This window comes from Pseudonocardia sp. T1-2H, from assembly GCF_038039215.1.
Classification (GTDB): Bacteria; Actinomycetota; Actinomycetes; order Mycobacteriales; family Pseudonocardiaceae; genus Pseudonocardia.
Map to the genome: position 1 here is coordinate 3,248,010 of NZ_JBBPCL010000001.1, position 17,867 is coordinate 3,265,876.

General features: G+C 74.1%; 15 protein-coding genes. 6 read left to right on the top strand and 9 right to left on the bottom strand.

The window, feature by feature from the left end:
- The first annotated feature begins 260 nt into the window (after positions 1 to 260).
- Positions 261 to 992: a FadR/GntR family transcriptional regulator gene (locus WBK50_RS16105; protein ID WP_341336401.1), complete on the top strand. Its 732-nt coding sequence runs from the start codon at positions 261 to 263 to the stop codon at positions 990 to 992.
- A gap of 18 nt (positions 993 to 1,010) precedes the next feature.
- Here the strand turns inward: WBK50_RS16105 and WBK50_RS16110 are convergent, their stop codons facing one another.
- Positions 1,011 to 2,825, bottom strand: a complete 1,815-nt coding sequence (locus WBK50_RS16110; protein WP_341336402.1) for a sigma-54-dependent Fis family transcriptional regulator — start codon at positions 2,823 to 2,825, stop codon at positions 1,011 to 1,013.
- A 318-nt stretch (positions 2,826 to 3,143) separates the two neighbouring features.
- Between WBK50_RS16110 and WBK50_RS16115 the strand changes: the two genes are divergently transcribed.
- From WBK50_RS16115 to WBK50_RS16130, 4 genes are read left to right on the top strand one after another with little or no spacing between them, the layout of a single operon-like run.
- Positions 3,144 to 4,262: an acyl-CoA dehydrogenase family protein gene (locus WBK50_RS16115; protein WP_341336403.1), complete on the top strand. Its 1,119-nt coding sequence runs from the start codon at positions 3,144 to 3,146 to the stop codon at positions 4,260 to 4,262.
- A gap of 16 nt (positions 4,263 to 4,278) precedes the next feature.
- Complete coding sequence (locus WBK50_RS16120) at positions 4,279 to 5,349, top strand: acyl-CoA dehydrogenase family protein (RefSeq protein WP_341336404.1); 1,071 nt, start codon at positions 4,279 to 4,281, stop codon at positions 5,347 to 5,349.
- Positions 5,346 to 6,482, top strand: coding sequence for a CaiB/BaiF CoA transferase family protein (locus WBK50_RS16125; protein ID WP_341336405.1), 1,137 nt, complete (start codon positions 5,346 to 5,348; stop codon positions 6,480 to 6,482). The genes WBK50_RS16120 and WBK50_RS16125 overlap by 4 nt, the downstream gene beginning before the upstream one ends.
- Complete coding sequence (locus WBK50_RS16130) at positions 6,479 to 7,702, top strand: CaiB/BaiF CoA transferase family protein (protein WP_341336406.1); 1,224 nt, start codon at positions 6,479 to 6,481, stop codon at positions 7,700 to 7,702. Before WBK50_RS16125 ends, WBK50_RS16130 begins: the two co-directional genes overlap by 4 nt.
- A 7-nt stretch (positions 7,703 to 7,709) precedes the next feature.
- Here WBK50_RS16130 and WBK50_RS16135 read toward each other — a convergent pair whose 3' ends face one another.
- Entirely contained in the window at positions 7,710 to 8,768 is a 1,059-nt protein-coding gene (locus WBK50_RS16135) for a response regulator receiver protein (RefSeq protein ID WP_341336407.1), read from the bottom strand.
- Between the two features lie 319 nt (positions 8,769 to 9,087).
- On the opposite strand from WBK50_RS16135, the gene WBK50_RS16140 reads away from it, so the two are divergent.
- Positions 9,088 to 10,281 (top strand): tyrosine-type recombinase/integrase, encoded by a 1,194-nt coding sequence (locus tag WBK50_RS16140; protein WP_341336408.1) that lies wholly within the window; start codon positions 9,088 to 9,090, stop codon positions 10,279 to 10,281.
- Between the two features lie 142 nt (positions 10,282 to 10,423).
- Here WBK50_RS16140 and WBK50_RS16145 read toward each other — a convergent pair whose 3' ends face one another.
- From WBK50_RS16145 to WBK50_RS16175, 7 genes are all read right to left on the bottom strand, one after another.
- Positions 10,424 to 11,470 carry a ferrochelatase gene (locus WBK50_RS16145; protein WP_341336409.1) on the bottom strand — a complete coding sequence of 349 codons (1,047 nt, stop codon included), beginning with the start codon at positions 11,468 to 11,470 and terminating at the stop codon, positions 10,424 to 10,426.
- Positions 11,471 to 11,478: 8 nt separating this feature from the next.
- Positions 11,479 to 12,255, bottom strand: coding sequence for an enoyl-ACP reductase FabI (gene fabI, locus WBK50_RS16150; RefSeq protein ID WP_341336410.1), 777 nt, complete (start codon positions 12,253 to 12,255; stop codon positions 11,479 to 11,481).
- Between the two features lie 40 nt (positions 12,256 to 12,295).
- Positions 12,296 to 13,024 (bottom strand): 3-oxoacyl-ACP reductase FabG, encoded by a 729-nt coding sequence (fabG, locus tag WBK50_RS16155; protein ID WP_341336411.1) that lies wholly within the window; start codon positions 13,022 to 13,024, stop codon positions 12,296 to 12,298.
- 61 nt (positions 13,025 to 13,085) lie between these two features.
- Entirely contained in the window at positions 13,086 to 14,069 is a 984-nt protein-coding gene (locus WBK50_RS16160; protein WP_341336412.1) for a VWA domain-containing protein, read from the bottom strand.
- On the bottom strand, positions 14,066 to 14,998 hold the full coding sequence (locus tag WBK50_RS16165; protein ID WP_341339407.1) for a DUF58 domain-containing protein: 933 nt from the start codon (positions 14,996 to 14,998) through the stop codon (positions 14,066 to 14,068). The genes WBK50_RS16160 and WBK50_RS16165 overlap by 4 nt, the downstream gene beginning before the upstream one ends.
- A 68-nt stretch (positions 14,999 to 15,066) precedes the next feature.
- Positions 15,067 to 16,071: an AAA family ATPase gene (locus WBK50_RS16170; protein ID WP_341339408.1), complete on the bottom strand. Its 1,005-nt coding sequence runs from the start codon at positions 16,069 to 16,071 to the stop codon at positions 15,067 to 15,069.
- A 136-nt stretch (positions 16,072 to 16,207) separates the two neighbouring features.
- A complete protein-coding gene (locus WBK50_RS16175) occupies positions 16,208 to 17,602 on the bottom strand; it encodes an NlpC/P60 family protein (protein WP_341336413.1) in 1,395 nt (464 codons plus the stop codon).
- Positions 17,603 to 17,867 lie beyond the last annotated feature (265 nt).

Consider the following 17,867-nt stretch of genomic DNA (forward strand, 5'->3'; position numbering starts at 1 on the left):
CGATAATCGACACGACGAGGGAAAACAGATCGAACGTGTCGCCGAAACCGCAGGTGAACCGCAGGCGAACCGCACCGGACGGCCTCGACGGCGTCACCCACCCTGCACGGGTCGTATCATCATCATGCGCAGGTTTACCGGCAGCCGGTCGGGTGGCCGGAGCAGTGTCTCCACGTCGCAGCGTCTCCACATCGCCGCGAGGCCCGCATCGGACCGGGCCTCCCTCTCTCCACGGCAGGGGCATCACCATGAGAACCGGTATGCAGGGCAACGGTCGGCGGGGACCGAAGATCTCGGAGGTCATCGCGCGCGAGCTGGCGAACCACATCGTGGAGGCCGGGCTCGTGGCCGGGAGCGTCCTGCCCACGGAGCGGGAGATGATCGAGAGCTTCGACGTCGGCCGCTCCACCATCCGGGAGGCGCTGCGGCTGCTGGAGACCCGCAACGTCATCACCCTGCGCCCCGGACCGGGTGGCGGCCCGGTCGTGCGGCGGCCCCGGCCGGAGGACCTCAGCGAGGCCCTCACGCTGATCCTGCAGTTCGAGGCCGCGTCCCTCGACGACGTGATGGAGGCCCGCCACGCCCTCGAGCCCACGATCGCCCGGTTGGCCACCAGCCGGATCACCGAGGCAGAGCTGGATCTCATGGACCAGACCGTCCGGCTGACCCTCCGGGACCCGAACCCGGAGGTCTTCCAGGAGCAGAACCGGATCTTCCACTCGACACTCGCCCGGGCCGCGCGCAGCGTCGTGCTGCAGGTGTTCCTCGAGAGCCTCGGCTGCGTCGCGGACGGCATCGCCGGCGGCGTCACGTACTCGGCGCGGCGCTACGTCGCCGCTGCCCGCGCACACGAGCGCATCATCGAGGCCCTCCGCGCCCGGGACGGCGACCGGGCCGAGCAGATGATGAGCGAGCACCTCGACGAGGCCGTCGGGTACTGGCACAAGAAGCACAAGGACCTGGTGGCCCGTCCGGTGGTGTGGCGGCGCTGAGCCTGCGGCCGGCCGGCCTCACCCGCTCAGGCAGCGACCGTCGATACCCAGGGACCTGATCTTGCGGTAGAGCGTGGACCGCGCGATGCCGAGCATCTCGGCCGCGACCTGCTTGTTGCCCCCGCTGTCGTCCAGCGCGTTCAGCAGCGCCTCCCGCTCGGCCCGCTGCATCGACGTCAGGCGGTGCCTGACCGGCGCCGTGCGGTACTCCGGCGGCAGGTGTTTGATCGCGAGGTCCCGCCCGTCCGAGCGCATCAGCGCGCAGCTCAGCACCGTGCGCAGCTCGCGCACGTTACCCGGCCAGACCTGGGCCATCAGGTTCTGCAACGTCGCCGGCTCGAGGCGCGGCGTCGGCGCCCGGCCTGCGAGGTCGCGGAGGAACACCCTGGCGAGGTCGGGGATGTCCTCGACGCGCTGCCGCAGCGGAGGGAGCTGCAACCGCGCCGGGAAGCAGTCGCGCAGCCGGGTGGCCGCGTCGCCCTTCTCCAGCAGGCGGGGGGCGGTGGCGACCACCCGCACCACGTGCTCCTCGGCCGTCTCGACGAGGCTCACCGCGCGCGAGGCCAGCTCGGCGGGCAGCTCGTCGATGTGCCGCAGCACCAGCGTCCCGGGAGTGCTCAGACCGATCCGCAGCCGGTCGAACCAGGCCACCGGGTCGTCCGGGCACATCCCGGTCTCCAGGAGCGTGACGATGCCGCCGGAGCCGTCGAGCTCGTGCAGGTGCCGGGCGAGGAAGGTCTTCCCGGTGCCGGCCTCGCCCGAGATCAGAACAGGCCGGCGGTCAGCGGCCAGGGTCGCGAGCTCGCGACGGAGCCGCTCCGCCGACGCGCTGCGCCCGGCCACCGGGTGGACGCCACCGCCTCGGCCGGAACGGGCGGACGCGGCATCCGGACCCGTGCGCGCCGCCGCGGCCGGACGCGTCCGCATCTCGATGAAGATGCCGGCCTCGACCTCCTCGTCGCGCACCGTGCTGCAACGGGCCTGCACGACGACGTCCTCGGCCAGACGCAGCTCGCCGCAGTACTCCTCGCGGGAGGCGAGGACCTCCGTGGCCCAGTCCCAGAGCAGCGGCTGGTCGGCGGGACCCACGAGCGGGCCGGCGACGGTGTTGCTGATGAGCAGGTCCCGGTTGAGGCACACCACCGCTCCGGAGGACCGGCGGGTGGCCTGCAGGAACCGGTCCAGCAGCAGGCGTTCCCGCCGGGCGATGTCGTCCGCCATCCGGGCCTCGATCCCCGCCGCGGCTTCCTCCACCAGCGCCAGCATCAGCGCGTTGTGGTCCTCGGCGGGGCAGACGAGCGCGAGCGCTCCCTTGACGACCCGGCTGACCGGGTTCCGGATCGCCACCGCGCCCGCGCTGAGCCGGCGCAGGTTCCTCCGGTAGTGCTCCGCGCCGGCCACCACGAAGGGCCGCCCCTCCTCGACCGCACAGCCGACGGCGTTCGTCCCGATGACGTCCTCCGCGAGCAGCGAGCCGGGACCGATGAGGAGCCGGTCGAGCCAGGTCCGCACGTCGTCCCGACCCGCCCGGAGCGCCACGACCCGTGCATCGGCGTCGGCCAGCAGGACCGCCAGGGGCAGCCCACGCAGCCGCTCGGCCATCCGCTCCGTGACCACTTCCGCCGCCTGCAGGAGCCGGCCGGGGCGGGCGCCGTCGCAGCGGCGTGGGATGTGCACGGCATCACGGCTGACCCCGTTGCAGGCGGACCGCTCCCAGGACAGGCCGATCTCGGGTCGCAGGTGCCCCCTGCGGTCGACCCGGGCCCCGCCGGGGTGGCGCGGCACGCTCCCGCCGAGGGCAGGGTCGGTTTCGGACTGGAACGTCAGGGTCACGTTCGGTCACCTCGTTGTGACGGGCCTGCTCCGACGTCGTCGTGCGCCTCTCCGCGGCGCGTGCGGCCCGCTGCTGCCTCAGGCCGGAATTTGTGTATGTCTGCGATTGATGTGCAGCAATGTTCAGCAGGTGCTACACGCTGTCAAGCAGGCGTTCCGCAAATCGGACCGGGCGGGGCGTCGTGGTCCGCGCCCGGTCGGAACGCTTGACTTCCGGCCGAACGCCGCTCATATGATGAGCATGATTACCAGTTGTCCGGCGCCCCGGTCATCGACGACGAGGTCGACCGGAGGCGGACGAGCAGAGGGTCCGGTCACATGACGACAGCGGAGTCGACGATCGTCGCCCTTCGCGCGGAGGTGCGCCGGTTCCTGGCCGAGGAGCTGGCCGCCGGCTCGTTCCGCCCGTCCTGCGACAGCTGGGTCCGGGGCCACTCGCCGGACTTCAGCCGCAAGCTGGGCGACCGGGGCTGGCTCGGCATGACGTGGCCGAGGGCCTACGGAGGCGGCGCCCGTTCCGCACGCGAACGGTTCACCGTCCTCGAGGAGCTGCTCGCCGCGGGCGCCCCGGTCGCCGCGCACTGGATCGCGGACCGGCAGACCGGCCCACTGCTGCTGCGCGTGGGCACCGAGCGGCAGAAGCGGACGCTCCTGCCGGGTCTGGCACGGGGGCGGCTGTTCGTCGCCGCCGGGATGAGCGAGCCCGACAGCGGCTCCGACCTCGCGTCGGTCCGCACCCGCGCCGTGCGGACCGCGACCGGCTGGCGGGTGAGCGGGCGCAAGGTGTGGACCAGCCATGCGCACAAGAGCCACTACCTGCTCGCGCTCGTCCGGACCGCGCCGTCGGGCGGCGACCGGCACGCCGGGCTCAGCCAGATGTTGATCGAACTCGACTCGCCGGGGGTGCATGTGCGGCCCATCGAGGTGATGACCGGCGAGGCACATTTCACCGAGGTCACCCTCGACGACGTCGACGTGCCGGCGGACATGGTCGTCGGCGCGGTCGGGGACGGGTGGCGCGGGGTGATGTCCGAGCTGGCGCACGAGCGCAGCGGTCCGGAGCGGTATCTCAGCACCTTCCCCTTGTTCGCCGAGCTGGTGTCGGGGCCGAGCGCGCCCGGCGCCACCGCGCTCGCCGACATCGGCTCGGCCGCCGCGCGGCTCTGGGCGCTCCGCGCCCTCTCGTTGCGGGTGCAGGACCTCCTCGAGCGCCGAAGCCCGACGGACACCGCGGCTGCGCTCGTGAAGGACCTCGGTACCCGGCTGGAGGGCGAGATCGTCGACATCGCCCGGCGTGCCTGTCGGCCCGGCCCCGCCGGCGGCGGGCCGCTGCCCACGCTGCTGCGCGAGGCGCAGCTCGCCGCGCCGTCGTTCACGCTGCGTGGCGGCACCAACGAGATCCTGCGCGGCGTGGTGGCGCGGGGGCTGGGGGCCTGAGATGGAAGAGCGCGAGATGCTCCGCTCCACGGTGTCCGCGATGCTGGAGGCGTGGGCGGGATCCGCTCGCGACGAGGCCGCCCAGGGCTGGAGCGCGGGCCTGTGGCGGCTGCTCGAGGAGTCCGGGCTCACCCTGGTGTCGGTCCCCGAGTCCGCGGGCGGCTCCGGTGGCGATCTGCGTGACCTCGCCACCGTGGTCCAGGCCTGCGGCTACCGTGCGGCGCCGGTGCCGCTGGTCGAGACCGCCCTGCTGGCCGGCTGGGGGCTGGCGTCGGCCGGGATCGCGGTCCCGCCCGGACCGCTCACCGTCGCACCGCCCGCCGCCGTGTCCCCGGCGCTCGTGCCGGACGGGCCCGGCCAGCGCCTGGTCGGCCGGGTGTGCGGCGTTCCGTGGGCCCGGGCGGCCCGGCGGATCCTGGTTCTCGCCGCGGCGCCCGGACAGCCGGGCCGGACGGTCCACATGGTGATCGATCCGCACGACTGCGAGATCGAGCCGGGCACGAACCTCGCCGGCGAGCCCCGCGACACCCTGGTGCTGCCGCCCCGCGGTGTCTACTGCCGGCCGCTGCCCGCCGGCGACGGCCCGGACCCGTCGAGGATGACCCTGCGGGGAGCCCTCGGCCGGGCGCTGCTCATGGTCGGGTCCCTGCACCGGGTGCTCGACCTGACCGTCCGGTACGCGGGCGAACGCGAGCAGTTCGGCCGGCCGATCAGCCGGTTCCAGGCCGTGCAGCAGCAGATCGCCGCGCTCGCCGGCGCCGTCGAGCAGGCCCGGGCCATCACCGATCTCGCCGTGGAGACGCTCCAGCAGGACGACCGCGCCGTCGAGGTGGTGATGGCGGCGAAGATCTGCGCCGGACACGCGGCCTCGGTCGCGATCGCGGTCGGCCACCAGGTGCACGGGGCGATCGGCTTCACCACCGAGCACGAGTTGCACCTGCACACCCGCCGGCTGATGTCCTGGCGCGACGAGGACGGCTCCGAGTCCGAATGGGCGGCCGAGCTGGGTGCCCGGATCGCGGGGGCCGGCCCCGACGGGCTGTGGGACCTGCTGACCGGCGGGACCTCCCCGGTCGCCGCCCGATGAGCGGCCCGCCGGCGGCCCCGGGCCCCCTGTCCGGGGTGCGGGTGCTCGACCTCAGCAGTTACCTGCCCGGCCCCTTCTGCACGCAGATCCTCGCCGACCTGGGCGCCGTCGTGATCAAGGTCGAGAGTCCGGCCGGTGACGCGGCACGGCAGCTGCCCGGTGCCCTGCACGAGGCGGCGAACCGCAACAAGCGCAGCGTCGTCCTCGACCTGAAGACCGACAACGGGCAGATGCTCGGCCGCCGGCTGGCCGCGGGCGCGGACGTGCTCGTCGAGGGCTTCCGGCCCGGCGTCGTCGACCGGCTGGGCATGTCCTACGCCCTGGTGCACGCGGTCAACCCGTCCGTCGTCTACTGCTCGGTCTCCGGCTTCGGGCAGACCGGGCCCCTGCGGGACGTGCCGGGCCACGACGTCACCTACCTCGCCGCGAGCGGTGTGCTGTCCTTCCCCGGCAGCTGGGGAGACCGGCAGGTCCGGCGTCCGGGGATCCCGGTGAGCGACCTGGCCGCGTCCACCTACGCGGCCATCGCGATCCTCGCCGCGCTCTACCGGCGGCGGGACACCGGCGGGGGCGCCCACCTGGACCTGGCGATCACCGACGCGGCCCTGTCCTTCGCGAGCGTCCGGGCCGCCGAGGGTCTCGACGACGGTACGGGCGACCACCCGCACCTGCACCCGGCCAACGACCTCTTCGAGGCTGCGGACGGCGCCACGATCGCGGTCGGCGCCGTGGAGGAGCACTTCTGGGAACGCCTCGTGCCCCTGCTCGCCGAGGAGGTCCCCACGCTCGCCGACCCGCGGTTCGGCTCCGCGGCCGCCCGGCGGGCGGACGGCGACGAGCTCGTCGCGCTGCTCCGCCGGGCGATCCGCGCCCGCCCGGCTGCCGAGTGGCTGGCCGCGTTCGCCGCGGCGGACGTCCCGGCACACCGGGTGCTGTCCGTGCCCGAGGCGGGCCGGTCCCCCCAGGTGCGCGCCAGGGGCATCGTCGCGCAGCACCGCGACGGGCGGCACGTCGTGTTCCCGGTGCTGCAGGACGGGACGGCGATGGGCCGCGTGCACAGTCCGGCCCCCGCGCTGGGGGCGCACACCGAGCAGGTGCTGGCCGATCTGGTGGACGGGAAGGAGCCGTGGTGACGACGACCCCACCGGAAGGAGGTCCTCTCGCCGGAGTGCGGGTCGTGGACCTCACCACGACCTTCATGGGCCCCTACTGCACCCTGCTCCTGGCGCAGATGGGCGCCGAGGTCATCAAGGTCGAGACTCCGGACGGCGACGTCGTCCGCTACGTCGGCGACGAGCGTGGCACCGGGATGGGCCCGGTGTTCCTCAACGTCAACCAGGGCAAACGCAGTATCGCGCTGGACCTGAAGGACCCGGCCGGCCGGGAGGTGCTGTCGCGCCTGGTGGCCGGCGCCGACGTGTTCGTGCACAACATCCGTCCCGAGGCGGCCCGGCGACTGGGCATCGGCCCCGACGACGTCGCCGCGGTGAACCCGCGCGCGATCCACTGCGCGCTGCGCGGGTTCGGCGCGGAGGGTCCCTATCGCGACCGGGCCGCGTACGACGACGTGATCCAGGCCGGCTGCGGCCTGGCCGCGGTGCAGGGCGCGTCGGACGAGCCGGCCTACGTGCGCACCCCGGTCGCGGACAAGGTCGTCGGGACGTTGGCGGTCGGCGCGATCACCTCGGCGCTCTTCGCCCGGGAACGAACCGGCCGGGGCCGGGCGATCGAGGTGCCCATGCTCGAGTCGATGGTCACCTTCACCCTGCTGGAGCAGCAGGGTGGCTACGTCTTCGACCCGCCGCGCGGCGAGGCCGGCTACGCCCGGACGGCCTCGCCGTACCGCAAGCCGTACCGGACCGCCGACGGCCACCTCAGCGTGATGGTCTACACCGACGCGCAGTGGCGTACGTTCTTCGCCCTCGTCGGCCGCCCCGAGCTCGCCGACGACCCGCGTTACCGCACGATCACCGAGCGGACCCGCAACATCGACGAGCTCTACCAACTCCTGGAGAAGGAGCTTCTGGCCCGCACGAGCGACGAGTGGCTCGCGGTGCTCGACGGGGCCCAGATCCCCGCGGCCCCGGTCCGATCGGTGCCGGAGCTGTTCACCGACGAGCACCTGGCCGCGGCCGGACTGTTCGAGCGGATCGAGCACCCCACCGAGGGGACACTGCGGATGGCCCGGTTCCCGATCTCGTTCGACGGCGACCACCCGCGGCGGCCGGGCCCGGCGCCGCGGCTGGGGCAGGATGCCGCCGACGTGCTCACCGAGCTCGGCTACGGCCCGGAACGGATCCGGCAGCTCACCGAGGCAGGCGTCGTCGTCGTCGACCAGGGCGACGCGGGATGAACATCCGTCACCCGGTCGGGCCGCCGCTGTCCTCCGCAGCCGGTACCCGGGCCAGCGCGGCGACGAGGGTCCGGAGATCCTCCGGGTGCAGCGGCCGCGGTTCGGCGGCCCGGGCGAGCTCGGCGCGGAGCCGCTCGATCTCGGCCTCCGCCCGTGTGCGGTCCCGCTCCTCACGCGCCGCCCGAGCCGTCTCGGCCGACAACCGGCCCGCCAGATCCTCCCGCTCCGACCGCGAGGCCTCCGCATCCCGTCGCGCTTCGGCCAGCGCGTCGTCCGCCTTCTCCCGCGCGACGGCCGAGCGGTCCCGTTCGGCCTCGGCGTCCCGGGCCCGGTCCCGCGCGGCGCCGAGAGCCTCCCGGAGCGCGGCGGCCTCCGTCCGGTGCTCCTGCTCCCCCGCCCGCGCCGCATCCCGCTCCACGAGCGCCCGCTCGGCCGCGACCACCGCCCCGCGCGTCTCCCGCTCCGCGGTGGCGGCCCGCTCCGCCTCCTGAGCGGTCCGGGCCTCCGCGGCCCGCTGCCCGGTGACCGCCTCCTCGGCCTGCTGCCGCGCCGCCCCCAACGCCTCCGTGGCCTCCAGTGCCTGACGCGCGGCGGCCGAGGCCCGCTCGACCGCCTCGGTCCGTTCCTTCGCGGCCCGCTCCGCCGCCGCGACGCTCTGCCGCGCGCGCTGTTCGGCCTGCTCGCGGGCTTCCTCCGCCGCGACGCGCGCCCGTTCGGCCTCGGCCACCTGGGCGTGTGCCGTCTCGACGGCCTGCACGGCCGCGGCCTCCACCTCGTCGAGCCGGGTGATCACCGACGCCAGCGCCTCGGTCAGCGCCTCGACCGGTGCCCGCACGACGTCCAGGTGTTCGCGCAGCCGCTCCGCGTCCAGCCGGAAGGTGCTGCTCCCCGCGTCGAGGCCGAGGGCGCCGAGGGCCTCGCGCTCGGACCGGGCCATCTGGGCACAGGTGCGGCCGTCCCAGCGGGTGTCCCGGCAGAAGCTCCGCCGGCGTCCGCCCTGCGGCCCGGGAGCGGGCAGCTCCGCCCGGCACTTGCTGTATCCGCAGCGTACGACGTCCTCGATCATGTTCGGCACGGTACCAGTTCACAGTTTCGTAACCTTAAACCGGTTATCAGTTTGTTCAAGTCGAAGTATCTTCCCACGAAACCGGTGTTTCGTTGGCGCGTGCCGGCCCGTGCGGGTTGCAGAGGCGGCCCGGACCGGGCGGGCCCGGCGCCGGGGCGCCACACTGCGTGGATGAGGAAGATGCTGAGAGCTGCCGGGAAGCTGCTGAGCTCGGCCGTGGAGTCGCTCGGCGTGCTGGTCGGCTGGGGTGGGAGACGCAAGCGCCGCTGATCCGGCGTGGCACCCGCACCGGCGAGCGGCAGCGCGGCACGATCACCCCGTGCCCGATTCCGGACCGCTCGCCGTGCTGGAGGCCCTCCCCCGCGTCCCGGCCGTCGTCGCGCGCGAGATCGACCCGGCGGACGGCTGGCCCGGCGTCGACGACCCGGAAGGGCTCCGCGCCCAGATCGCGGACTGGCTCAGCCAGTACGCCAACGCCGGCACCCGCCGCACGTACGCCTACGCGCTCGGCCTGCCCGTGGCCTGGACCGACGCCCTGACCGGCGCCGATCCCGCGCTGACCGGCACGCCGCCGTCGCGCAGGCCGCCGCCGGCCCGGCCGGGCCCGCTGCACCATCTCGCCTGGTTCCGCTGGTGCGCCGGGCGCGGGCTCGATCCCCGGGCCGCCACCGGCAGCGAGGTGAAGGCGTGGCTGCACGCGCTCGACGCGACCGGCGCCGAGAAGCGGACCCGGCAGCGGATGCTCTCGACCCTGTCGGCGTTCTACGGCCACCTCACCGAGACCGGGGTCGTCCCGGCCAATCCGGCGGCCCTGAACCGCGCGCGCCTCGGCCTGTCCCGCAGCGTCCGGGACGCCTCCCCCACGATCCGGCTCACCGCCGAGCAGCTCGGCGCTCTACTGGGGGCCGCGGCCCGGCTCCCGAACCGGACGCGGCACCGTGAGCTCTACGCCCGGCGCGCGGTGGCGGTCGTCGGGCTGCTGACGCTCGGCCTGCGCGTGTCGGAGCTCGTCGGCCTGGACCGGGACGACCTGGTGGTCACCGGCGGCGAGCCGGTGCTGCGGGTCCTGGGCAAGGGCGGGGTCCGGCGGGAGGTCTACCTCACCGAGCTCGCGGCCGTCGCGCTGCGCGCCTACCTGGAGGAACGTGACCGCACCGCCGGCACGTCGACGCCCGCCGTCCGGGGCCGGACCGCCGCGGCGCGCACGCCGTTGATCGCGACGCGGGACGGCGGTCGCTGTTCCCGGTTCGACGTCAACGCCCTGCTCCGCCGGGTCGCGCTGACCGCCGGGCCGGCGCTCGCGGACGTCGCGGAGAAGGTCCATCCGCATGCGCTGCGGCACGCCTACGTGACGATCGCGCTCGAGCAGGACGCCCGGATCCAGCACGTCCAGGCGGACGTCGGGCACGCGAGCATCGCCACGACGCAGTACTACGACCGCGGCCGGCGCACCCGGGGCACCACCGCCGCGGACCTCGTCGCGGCCGCGATCACCGGTACGCAACCGGATTGACGTCGTCGCCGGGGCCCGTGCGAGCTGCGCCCGAGCCGCCGTCGGCGCCGGTCCCAGACCGCGACTCGCGGGGTGTCAGATCGCGACTCGCGGGGTCTTAGACGGCGACTCGCCCGGTCCCAGACCGCGACTCGCGGGGGTGTCAGGGGGTGGCCGGGCGGGTGGGGCGGCGGGTCGGGGCGCAGCAGTCGATCGCGCACGGGGCGCCGTCGACCGTGCAGCCCGCGCTCGGGACCCTGCCCAGTGCGCGCGGCGCCGCGTTGTGCGCGTGCTCCGCGATCAGCTCGACCACCATGTCCGCGAAGCGCGGGTCCGGTCCGGCCGTGGCGGCGCGGGCGAAGCCCAGGCCCAGCTCGGCGGCCTTCTCCGCGGCCTCGTTGTCCAGGTCCCACACGACCTCGACGTGGTCCGACACGAACCCGACGGGCGACACCACGACCGCCTGCGTCCCGGCGGCGTGGAGCCGCTCGAGGTGGTCCACGATGTCCGGCTCGAGCCACGGGACCTGCGGCGGACCGGAGCGGGACTGCCAGACGACGTCGTGCTCCTCCACCCCGAGGTCCGCCGCGACGAGCCGGGCGGCCTCCGCGATCTGCCGGGAGTAGAGGTGCCCGCCCTCCTCCGGCACGCCCGCCGCCTCGTCCGCCGCGAGCGGCACGGAGTGCGCGGTGAACACCAGCCGGGCGGCGTCGCGCTGCTCGGCGGGCAGCGACTCCCGCGCCACCCGCACCGCGTCCGCGTTGGCCTTCACGAACGCCGGGTGGTCGAAGAAGTGCCGCAGCTTGATCAGGTGCGGGGCCCCGTCGCCGACCGCCTTCCGCGCCCGGCTGATGTCCTCGTGGTACTGCCGACAGGCCGAGTAGCCGCCGTAGGCGCTGGTGGCGAACACGAGGGCCGAGCGGATGCCGTCCCGCGCCATCTCCGCGACCGTGTCCTCGACCATCGGGTACCAGTTCCGGTTCCCGAAGTAGACCGGCAGGTCCGTCCGCTCGCGGATCGCCGCGATCAGCTCACGGTTGCGGGCGTTGATCGGCGAGACACCGCCGAAGTGCCGGTAGTGCTCCTCGACGGCGTCGAGCCGCTCCGGCGGTACCCCGCGCCCGCGGACGACGTTCTCCAGGAAGGGGCGTACCTCCTCCGGTCCCTCCGGGCCGCCGAACGAGAGCACCAACAACGCTTCGGGAGTCACGGCCTCAATTAGACACCGATGGCGTGGAAGCCGCCGTCGGCCCACACCATGGAGCCCGTCGTCACCGGCAGCCAGTCCGAGAGCAGCGCGCAGACCGTCTTCGCGACCGGCACCGGGTCCGTGGTGTCCCAGCCCAGCGGTGCGCGGCCGTCCCAGGCGTCCTCGAAGGCGGCGAAGCCCGGGATCGACTTCGCGGCCATCGTCTTCACCGGTCCCGCAGCACACAGGTTGACCCGGATCCCCTTGGGGCCCAGATCCCGGGCGAGGTAGCGGGTGACGGACTCGAGGGTGGACTTGGCCACGCCCATCCAGTCGTAGGCGGGCCACGCCTGACGGTTGTCGAAGTCCATCCCGACGATCGAGCTGCCCGGCCCGAGCAGCGGCAGCAGCGCCGTGGACAGGGACTTGAACGAGTACGCGCTCACCTGGATCGTCGTGGCGACGTCCTCCCACGGGGCGCTCAGGAACGCGCCCTCCCCCAGGCAGGACGCCGGCGCGAAACCGATCGAGTGCAGCACGCCGTCGAGCTTCGGCTCGTCCCCGAGGTGCGGGGAGATGCGCTCGACGAGGGTGTCCAGCTGCCCCTGGTCCGACACGTCCAGCTCGACGACCGGCGCCGGCTTCGGGAGCCGCTGCGCGATCCGCTCGACGAGGCGCATGCGCCCGAAGCCGGTGAGCACGACCTCCGCACCCTGCTCCTGCGCGATCTTCGCGGCGTGGAAGGCCAGCGAGGCGTCGGTGATGACGCCGGTGACGAGCAGGCGTTTGCCCTCGAGCAGTCCCATGGGGAGCCTTTCTGGAGTACGAGCGGTTCTCGTGCGGTGACTAGTGGCCCATGCCGAGGCCGCCGTCGACCGGGATGACCGCCCCGGTGACGTAGCCCGCGCCCGGGGAGCCGAGCCAGGTCACCGTCGAGGCGACCTCCTCCACCGAGGCGTAGCGGCCCAGCGGGATCTGGCCGAGGATCTCGGTGCGGCGGGCGTCCGGCAGGGCGCGGGTCATGTCCGTGTCCACGAACCCGGGCGCGACGACGTTGGCGGTGATCCCGCGCGAGCCCAGCTCGCGGGCGATCGAGCGGGCCAGCCCGACCAGGCCGCTCTTGGACGCGGCGTAGTTGACCTGCCCGGCGCTGCCCAGCAGGCCGACGACGGACGAGATGAAGATCATCCGGCCGCCCCGGGCCCGCAGCATCCCGCGGGACGCGCGCTTGGCGACGCGGTAGGCAGCCGTCAGGTTGGCGTCGATCACGCCGGTGAACGACTCCTCGCTCATCCGCATGAGCAGCCCGTCGTCGTTCATGCCGGCGTTGGAGATCAGGACCTCGACCGGCCCGTTCTTCTCCTCGACGGCCGTGAACGCCGCGTCCACGGCGGCGGCGTCGGTGACGTCGCACTGCACGGGGAAGAGGTCGTCCGGCAGGCCGTCGGCGTTCGAGCGGTACGTCACCGCCACCTTGTCCCCCTGGGCCGCGAACGCCGTCGCGATCGCCAGGCCGATCCCGCGGTTTCCTCCGGTGACGAGCACGCTGCGGTTCCCGACGTCACTGTTGCCCACGGAGGAAGAACCTAGTGCACGACCTCGACGATCATGGAATGTGGACTCGGCGCCGCCGGGTTCAGGGCAACCGACGGCCGAGCGCCAGCCCCGTCCCCAGCCCGGCGACGAGCAGCAGCGCTCCGCCGGCCAGCCACGGTCTGCTCGTGTCCACCCGTCGGACCTCGTAGCCGATCTGTTCGGAGAGGTCCGCGTAGACCTGTTCGAGCTCGTCCTCGGTGGCGGCGGTGAAGAACTGCCCGGCCGAGAGGTCCGCGATCTCCTTCATCGACGCGTCGTCGACGGCGACCCGGGTGCGCCCGCCCTCGATGTCGATCGTCCCGTACGCGGTGCCGAACGAGATCGTCGAGACCGGGATCTTGGCCCCGGCGGCCTTGCGGGCGGCAGTGAAGGAACCGCGCGGGTCGTTCTCGCCGTCCGGCCCGGGCACGGTCTGCTTGCCGTCGCTCATCAGCACGATCCGCGCGGGTGGCGGCCCTTCGGCGTCCGTCGGCGCGACCGAGCGGGAGAACGATTCGATGGACTGCATGGCAGCGAAGATCGCCTCACCGGTGGCCGTGGACTCGGCCAGCTTCAGGCCGTCGACCGCGCGTTTCACCGAGTCCCGGTCCGTGGTCGGCGAGACGAGCACGGCGGCCGTCCCGGCGAAGGAGACCAGGCCGAGGTTGATCCCGGGGGTGAGCTGGTCCGCGAACGTCTTGGCGGCGGCCTGCGCGGCGGCGAGCCGGTTCGGTGCCACGTCCGTGGCCTGCATGGACAGCGAGACGTCGATCACGAGGACGACCGTGGCCCGGTTCCGCGGGACCTTCGCCTCGGCCTGCGGCCCGGCCAGCGCGATGGTCAGGACGGCGAGCGCGGCGATCAGCGCCGCCGCCGGCACGTGCCGGTACCAGCCCGGACGCTTCGGCGCGACGCTGTTCAGCAGCTCGAGGTTGGTGAACCGCACGATGTCGCGGCGACGGCGGCGCAGCAGGACGAGATAGCCGGCGACGAGCGCGACGACGACGACCGACCCGAGCAGCCACCACGGTGACGCGAAGCTCATCCGGCACCCCCGGACCATGCGCGCTTGCGGGTCAGCGCGAACCGCACGATGTCCGCGATCCAGTCCGAGTCCGTCCGCAGCCGCAGGTGCGCGGCGCCCGTGCGGCGCAGCGCGGTGGCCACCCGGTCCCGGTGCGCGGAGGCCGCGGCGGCGTACTCGCGGCGCAGCAGCGGCGTCGTCTCGACCTCGCGCTGCTCGCCCGTCTCCGGGTCCGCGAGGACGACGGTGCCGACGTCCGGCAGGTCCAGCTCGCGCGGGTCCAGGACCTCGACGGCGAGCAGGTCGTGGCGTGCGGAGAGGCCGCGCAGCGCGCGCTCCCACTCCGGCTCGCCGAGGAAGTCCGAGATCACCACGGCCAGCCCGCGCCGCCGCGGCGGCCGCCGGAGCTGCTCGATCGCCGCCGTCAGGTCCCCGCGGGTGCCCTCCGCGGCCCGCGGGGTCTGGGCGACCTGGCGGATCAGGGTGCGGGCGTGCCCGATGCCCCCGCGCGGCGGGAAGCGGTGCGTGCGTTCCCCCGTCGCGACGAGGGCGCCGATGCGGTTGCCGCCGCCCCGCGTCAGATGGGCGACGGCGGCGAGCGCGGCCACCGCGAGATCGCGCTTCTCGCAGCCGGCGGTACCGAAGTCCAGGCTGGGTGAGAGGTCGAGCACCACCCAGGTCTCGAGCTCGCGGTCCGCGATCGTCTCGCGGACGTGCGGCTCGGTGGTCCGGGCGGTGACGGCCCAGTCCATGCGGCGCACGTCGTCCCCGGCGAGGTAGGGGCGGGCCTCCCCCGCCTCCGAACCGGGACCGGGGACGAGGCCGAGGTGGTTGCCCTGCAGCAGCCCGTCGAGCCGGCCGCGGACGGTGAGTTCGAGGGTGCGCAGCGCGGCCTCCAGCCGTCCGTCGCGCAACGAGGGCGGATGGACCGCCCGCTCGTGGTCGGGCAGGCCGGGCCCCCGCCGGGTACCGGCAGGTGGCCCGCTCGGCTGCACCTCGGGCGGGGAGGGCTCCGGGCTCACGGCGCCCCGGCCGCCGGGATGTAGGGGGCGACGGGTGTGGGCGCGACCTGAGGCCGGGCGGTGACCTGCGGCAACGGCACGGTCTGCATCACCCTGGAGATGATGTGGTCCATCGGGATCTGGTCCGCGACGGCGTCGTAGGACAGCACGAGGCGGTGCCGCAGCACGTCCGGTGCGACGTCCAGGACGTCCTGCGGGAGGACGTAGTCCCGGCCCCGGATGAGCGCGAGCGCCCGCGCGGCGGCGACGATCCCGAGGGTGGCGCGGGGCGAGGCGCCGTAGGACACCCAGCCCGCGATGTCCGAGAGGCCGTGCTCCCCGGGCGTGCGGGTCGCGACGACGAGCCGCACCACGTAGTCCACCAGCGCGTGGTGCACGAACACCTTCGAGGCGACGCCCTGCAGCCGGACCAGGTCGTTCGGCTCCATCACGCGCTCGGCGACCGGGGGCTCCGCGCCCATCCGGTAGACGATCTCGCGCTCCTCCTCGACGCCCGGGTACTCCACGATGATCTTGAAGAGGAACCGGTCCCGCTGCGCCTCGGGCAGCGGGTAGACGCCCTCGTTCTCGATCGGGTTCTGCGTGGCGAGCACGAGGAACGGGTCGGGCATCGGGAAGGTCCTGCCGCCGATGGACAGGTGCCGCTCCGCCATCACCTCGAGCATCGCGGACTGCACCTTCGCCGGGGCGCGGTTGATCTCGTCCGCGAGCACGAAGTTCGCGACGACCGGACCCAGCTCGACGTCGAACTCCTCGCGGCCCTGGCGGTAGATGCGCGTGCCGAGGATGTCCGCGGGCACCAGGTCCGGCGTGAACTGCAGGCGGGAGAAGGAGCCGCCGACGACCTTCGCGACCGTCTCCACCGCCAGGGTCTTCGCCACCCCGGGCACGCCCTCGAGCAGCAGGTGGCCCTTCGCGAGCAGGCCGACGAGCATGCGCTCGACCAACCGGTCCTGCCCGACGATCACGCGCTTGATCTCGAAGACGACCCGTTCGAGCAGCTCGGCGTCCTTCGCGGGCGGCTCCGGGGCGGACGCTCCCGGACCAGGCGACGGGGGGCCGGGGGCGCTCTCGGGGAAGGGTGCACGCTCACGCCGCCATCTCACCCTGTGGCCCGTGTGACCGCTGTGAGTGGGGTCAGAGCACGCGGGACACGGTCGGCAGCAGGTTCCCGCCGTAGCGCACGTCGGTGACCCGCACCGTCGCCCCGGAGTAGGGCGCCTCGATCATCTTGTTGTTCCCGATGTACAGCGCGATGTGGTAGATGCGGCCGTTGCGGGCCCAGGCCAGCATGTCGCCCGGTTGCTTGTCCGCCAGCGGGACCTGGTCCCCGTAGGCGTGCTGGTTGCCGCTGTAGCGCGGCAGGTTCACCCCGACGCCCGCGAACGCGTAGAGCATCAGCCCCGAACAGTCGAAACCGATCTTCTTGTAGTCGCCCATCGCGTCGGCGACGCCGCCGTCCCGGATGCCCCGCGACGGCCCGCGGGCGGTGCCGCCGCCCCACGCGTAGATGACGCCGAGCTCGCCCATCGCCCGGTCGATCACGGTCTGGGCGGCCGCCGAGCCGTAGCGGCGCGGCGCGGCGCTCCGGGAACCGGGCCCCGGGCTGCGGGGCGTGGGCTGGGCGGCCCGTGCCGCCTCCTCCTGCGCGGCCCGGGCGCGGGCCGCGGCGGCTTCGGCGCGCTGCCGCTCGGCCTCGAGGCGGGCCTGCTCGGCCTGCCAGGCGTCGAAGCGCTGCCGCTGGGCCCGTAGGCCCGCGTCCGCGTTCTCGGCGGCGTCGAGGCGGCGCTGCACCTCGGTCTGCTCGGCGAGGACCTGCGAGAGCCGCTGCGCCTGGGCGTCGGACGCGCTCTGCGCGGCCGCGAGGGCCTGGTCCGCGGCCGTCTTCGCCTCCGCGGCGGCCTGCTGCCGCTGCTCGGCCTCGTCCTGCGCCTGCCGGGCCGTCGAGTCCGCGTTGGCCTTCTCCACCCGGGCCCGCTCGAGGGCGTCCAGCGCGGTGGCCTGCTGCTGCGCGACGGCATCCGTCATCTGGGCGCGGTCGATCAGGTCCTCGGGGCCCGACGCGCTGGTGAGCATTCCGATCGGGCCGAGATCGAGGCCCTGCTGGTAGGTGTTCGCCACGACGTCGTCGAGCCGGGCTCGGGCGGCGTCGATGGCCGAACCGGCGGCCTGGGTCTCGATCCGGGCCTGGTCCGCGCGGTCCGCGGCGTCCTGGGCCGCGCCCTGCGCGGTGGTGAAGACGTCCTGCGCCTGGTTCGCGGACTCGTGCTGCTCGGCCACCTGGATCTGCAGGTCCTCGGCCTCGGCCTGCAGCGCCGAGAGCCGGTCCGTCAGCTGCGCGACCTCGGCCGCGCCGCCGGCGACGGCGGCGCCGCTGCTCTGCAGCTGCTCGTCGCTGGGGTTGGGCGGCGGGGTCGGCGACGGGGGCGCGGCGATCGCGGTCCCGGCTCCGACGGCGCCGCCGGTGCCCGTCAGCAGCGCGACGAGCAGGAGCAGTACGACGACCCGTGCCGAGCCCGCTGGCCGCACCACTCCCCCGTCCCGCGCCGCAGGGCCGGCGCTCTCCGTGTCGATCAGCCGCTGTCGATCACGACTCGACGGCCTCGACTCTCCCACCGTCACCCCGCAAAACCCGGTAGCCACACGCATCCGTCTGCGCAACTTCCACCACATGGTGGACACGGGGCCGGAGGTACCCGAAGCTGTGACCTGCTCCGAACGGGCGAGGCCGGCTACGTACTTCCACTCCTGTGCGGACGGTCCCGCATCCGGGAAGCTGCATGCCTGCGCGGCCGTT

Excerpts from the sequence above, each read along its gene's own strand:
- WBK50_RS16135 (WP_341336407.1), bottom strand. The coding sequence starts at position 8,768 with ATGATCGAGGACGTCGTACGCTGCGGATACAGCAAGTGCCGGGCGGAG.
- WBK50_RS16120 (WP_341336404.1), top strand. The coding sequence starts at position 4,279 with ATGCTCCGCTCCACGGTGTCCGCGATGCTGGAGGCGTGGGCGGGATCC.
- fabI (WP_341336410.1), bottom strand. The coding sequence starts at position 12,255 with ATGGGACTGCTCGAGGGCAAACGCCTGCTCGTCACCGGCGTCATCACC.
- WBK50_RS16125 (WP_341336405.1), top strand. The coding sequence starts at position 5,346 with ATGAGCGGCCCGCCGGCGGCCCCGGGCCCCCTGTCCGGGGTGCGGGTG.
- WBK50_RS16105 (WP_341336401.1), top strand. The coding sequence starts at position 261 with ATGCAGGGCAACGGTCGGCGGGGACCGAAGATCTCGGAGGTCATCGCG.
- WBK50_RS16160 (WP_341336412.1), bottom strand. The coding sequence starts at position 14,069 with ATGAGCTTCGCGTCACCGTGGTGGCTGCTCGGGTCGGTCGTCGTCGTC.
- WBK50_RS16115 (WP_341336403.1), top strand. The coding sequence starts at position 3,144 with ATGACGACAGCGGAGTCGACGATCGTCGCCCTTCGCGCGGAGGTGCGC.